This is a genomic window from Pseudoxanthobacter sp. (assembly GCF_036822375.1).
Lineage (GTDB): Bacteria > Pseudomonadota > Alphaproteobacteria > Rhizobiales > Segnochrobactraceae > Pseudoxanthobacter.
The window spans coordinates 1-3,648 of sequence record NZ_DAISHT010000171.1; the positions used below are offsets into that span (position 1 = coordinate 1).

The 3,648-nt window shown below is 69.6% G+C and carries 4 protein-coding genes; all 4 read right to left on the reverse strand.

Annotated features, from left to right (window positions below):
- Positions 1–222: 222 nt before the first annotated feature.
- On the reverse strand, positions 223–564 hold the full coding sequence (locus tag V7067_RS13690; protein ID WP_334176463.1) for a zinc ribbon domain-containing protein YjdM: 342 nt from the start codon (positions 562–564) through the stop codon (positions 223–225).
- Between the two features lie 562 nt (positions 565–1,126).
- Positions 1,127–1,978: a sugar phosphate isomerase/epimerase family protein gene (locus V7067_RS13695; protein WP_334176464.1), complete on the reverse strand. Its 852-nt coding sequence runs from the start codon at positions 1,976–1,978 to the stop codon at positions 1,127–1,129.
- Positions 1,978–3,174 carry a dihydrodipicolinate synthase family protein gene (locus V7067_RS13700; protein ID WP_334176465.1) on the reverse strand — a complete coding sequence of 399 codons (1,197 nt, stop codon included), beginning with the start codon at positions 3,172–3,174 and terminating at the stop codon, positions 1,978–1,980. Before V7067_RS13700 ends, V7067_RS13695 begins: the two co-directional genes overlap by 1 nt.
- 12 nt (positions 3,175–3,186) lie before the next feature.
- Positions 3,187–3,648: SDR family oxidoreductase (locus tag V7067_RS13705; protein WP_334176466.1), on the reverse strand; the 462-nt coding region annotated here is incomplete at its 5' end.

Below are 3,648 nucleotides of genomic sequence, written 5' to 3' on the forward strand. Positions count from 1 at the left end.
CGGATAATCACGCTCCACGGAAAGGTGGGAGCACGACGCCGCATGGTGGGGGGATGCAAGTGGACTTGCAGGCGTCACCCGTCGCGAAAAGGGCGTTGTGTCTCGCCCCGATCGCGAGGGCGCATCGGTGAATGTCGGGAAAACGTCGGCACGGGCCTGATTTGAATCACCGGCCTGCCGCAGATGATCGCGAGGCCGGGCGGCTCTCGGGAAGAGAGCCGGTCAGCCGGTCACCTTTTTCACAAATTGCGATTTGAGGCCGATCTGGCCGATGCCCGGCACCTTGCAGTCGATGTCATGGTCGCCGTCGACCAGACGGATGCCGCGGATCTTTGTGCCGACCTTGATGACGTTCGAGGACCCTTTGAGCTTCAGGTCCTTGATGACCGTCACGGTATCGCCGTCGCTCAGCAGATTGCCGACGCTGTCGCGGACCGCGGCTGTTTCTTCGGCCGATGGCGCGGCTGACCATTCATGGCCGCATTCCGGGCAGGTGATCAGGCCGTCGAGCTGATAGCAGAACGGAGAGGCGCATTTCGGGCAGGGAGGAAGGGTCTCTGTCATGGCGGCGACTATAGGTTGGTTGCGCCGTTCCGGCCAGTCCCTGCGGACATAATCGTGCCGGGCACGTCCGGCAGGCGATTTCGGGTGTATCGGCCGGCGTCGCGGGTTGCGGGAGGCTGTTCGGGCGAAGCGGAAGAACAGGCTTTCGTATCGTGCGCAGATCGGCCGCGACCGGCCGAGATGAAGCCGGAGGAGCGCGGTGCCGACCGATGCTGTTTGCGGTGGGGTTCGGGACGGTGCGCGATATCCGGCGGGAAAAGCCGGGACGGTGTTGAGGGGATCGGCGCGCCGGGCGCCGGGCGTTGCAGCGCGCGGGACGCTCCGGCGGCGGCCCGGGATTGCGCGGTGCGCCCGCGGTGCCGGTGTGCGTGACGTGGCGTAAGGTCCATGCTGGGCCGCCTGCCCGGAGACGACCTGCTGCGCTGTCGCGCCATGGCGCGCGGGCGCCTGTGACGGGCAATCACCCGCGCAGCTGCGGCATCGCGCACGATGGCCGGCCGGCAGCGCAACCGGACGGGGCGCGCCGGCGCTCCGGCCGGCGCCGGGGATGATCGCGACGCTGCTAGACCACGGTTTCAAGACGCTGCCGGCAGGTGGCGAGGACCTCTTCCGGCGGGCGGCGCCACCAGTCGAGCACGGAGAAGATCTCGGTTTCCACGAAGCCGCCGAAGCCTGCGGCTTCGACCTGTGAGCGGATTGCCCGGATGTCGATGACGCCGTCTCCCATCATCGCGCGGTCGTTCAGCATGTCGCGGGTCGGGCGGCGCCAGTCGCAGACGTGGAAGGCCAGCAGGCGCCGTTCCGCTCCTGCGCGCGCAATGCCCTCAGCCAGCAGCGGATCCCACCACACATGATAGACGTCGACCGCGACGCCCAGAACCGGCGGGCCGGCGGGGGCCGGCTCCAGCGCGGCGCAGAGGTCGAGCGCCTGCGCCAGCGTGTTGAGGCAGGCGCGGTCGGCGGCATACATCGGATGCAGCGGCTCCAGCGCCAGCCGCACGCCGCACGCGCGGGCCTGTTCGGCAAGGATGGCGATGCCCTCCCGCACCTGTGCGCGCGCGGCGGCGAGGTCACGGCTGTCGCCGGGCAGGCCGCCGACGACGAGAATGAAGGCTGTGGCCCCCAGTTCGGCTGCCGCCTCGATGGCGCGGCGGTTCGTTTCCAGACCGGCGGCGAAATCGGCGGCGGTGGCTGCCGGAATGTCGGCCGAGCGGCAATAGCCGGAGACCGATAGTCCGGCCGCGCGGATGTGCCGGGCGAGGCGGGCGACATCCCGCCCTTCGATTTCACGCCGCCAGGGGGCAATGGCGCCGAAGCCGGCGCGCGCTACCGCTTCGACGGTGTCCTCCAGCGGTGCGCGGAAGCCGAGCGTGGCTGTGTTGACGGAGCACAGTGAGGCGTCGAGCCGGCGCATCACGGTTCTCCCGAAAGGCCGTGGAGGGCCAGCAGTGTCTTCATGCGGTGAAGCGCCAGATCGGGGTCGGCCAGCAGGCCGGCCTGATCGGCGAGGCGGAAGACCTCGGCAAAATAGCCGATGCTGCGCTGGGCCTGCGCCCCGGCCAGCATGGTGAAATGCGGCTGGAAGCCGTTCAGCCACGCCAGAAACACCACGCCGGTCTTGTAGGCATAGGTGGGGGCACGGAAAATGGTGCGCGACAGCGGCACGGTCGGCGCGAGGATGCGGTCGAAGGCCGCCTCGTCGCCGCGGGCAAGGGCGGAAAGAGCGAGCGAGGCCGCCGGGGCGATGCTGTCGAAAATGCCGAGCAGGGCATGGGAAAAGCCCTGCTCATCGCCGCGGATCAGCGCCGGATAGTTGAAGTCGTCGCCGGTATACATCTTCACGCCCGCCGGCAGCCGGCGGCGCAGGGCGATCTCGGCCCCGGCGTCGAGCAGCGATATCTTGATGCCGTCGACCTTGCCGGCATGGGCGGCGATGAGGCCGGTCACCGTTTCCAGCGCAGCGCTGAAATGCGACGTGCCCCAGTAGCCGGCAAGCTGCGGGTCGAAGGCCTCGCCCAGCCAGTGCAGAATGACGGGCCGGTCGGCTTCCGCCAGAACGCGGGCATAGACGGCCTCATAATCGGCCGGCCCCTTTGCCACGCGGGCCAGCGCGCGGCTCGCCATGAGGATGACGCCGCTGCCGAGTTTCTGCACGGCGTGAAGCTGCTCCAGATAGGCGGCGGCGACGGCATCGGGCGAGGTGATCGTCTCCGGCTGCACATGGTCGGTGCCGACGCCGGAAAAGATGCGGGTCTGTGGCCGGTCGGCGAGTGCGGCAACCGTCTCTCCGATCAGCTCCAGCGCCTGCGGCCATGTCAGGCCCATGCCGCGCTGGGCGGTATCCATGGCCTCGGCGATATCGAGGCCGAGCCCGGCCAGATGGCGGCGATAGCCCAGCGTGGCGCCGAAGTCGATGGCCACGCCGCAGGCCGGTTCCGCGGTTTTCAGCGGATCGGCAACCACATGGGCGGCGGAAAAGGCGATGCGGCTGAAGGGGGCGGCGGGCGCCGCCGCCGGCAGGGGCTCGCCGGTGAGCCGGTAGGGCACCAGACGGCCGTCGGATGCCGGCAGGACGAGGGTTCGCCCATGCCCGGAAAGCGGCTTGTTCATGGGAATTTCCTGTCAGAAGCGGGGGATGGTCAGGCCGCCGTCGGCGGCGATGCTCTGGCCGGTGGCGAAGGCGAAATGGCCCTCCGCCAGGGCGAGAACGATGGCGGCGATATCGTGCGGGGTGCCGAGGCGCGGCAGCGGCGTCAGCCCTTCGGCCACACGGCGGGCATAGTCGGCGCTCACCTTCGCCGTCATCGGCGTCTCGATCAGGCCGGGGCGCACGTCGTAGGAGCCGATGCCGTCGGCGGCGAGGCGCACGGCAAACAGCTTTGCGGCCATCGCCAGCCCGGCCTTGGAGATGCAATATTCGCCGCGCGCCACCGAAACCGCCGTGGCATTCGACGACGACACGGTGACGATGCTGCGGTGCTGCCCCGGCACGGGCGGCCGGGCGACCAGCCGGCGCGCGAAGGCCTGCGTCAGGAAGAAGGTGCCGCGGGTGTTGACGGCGAGGCAGCGGTCGAAGCTCTCCGG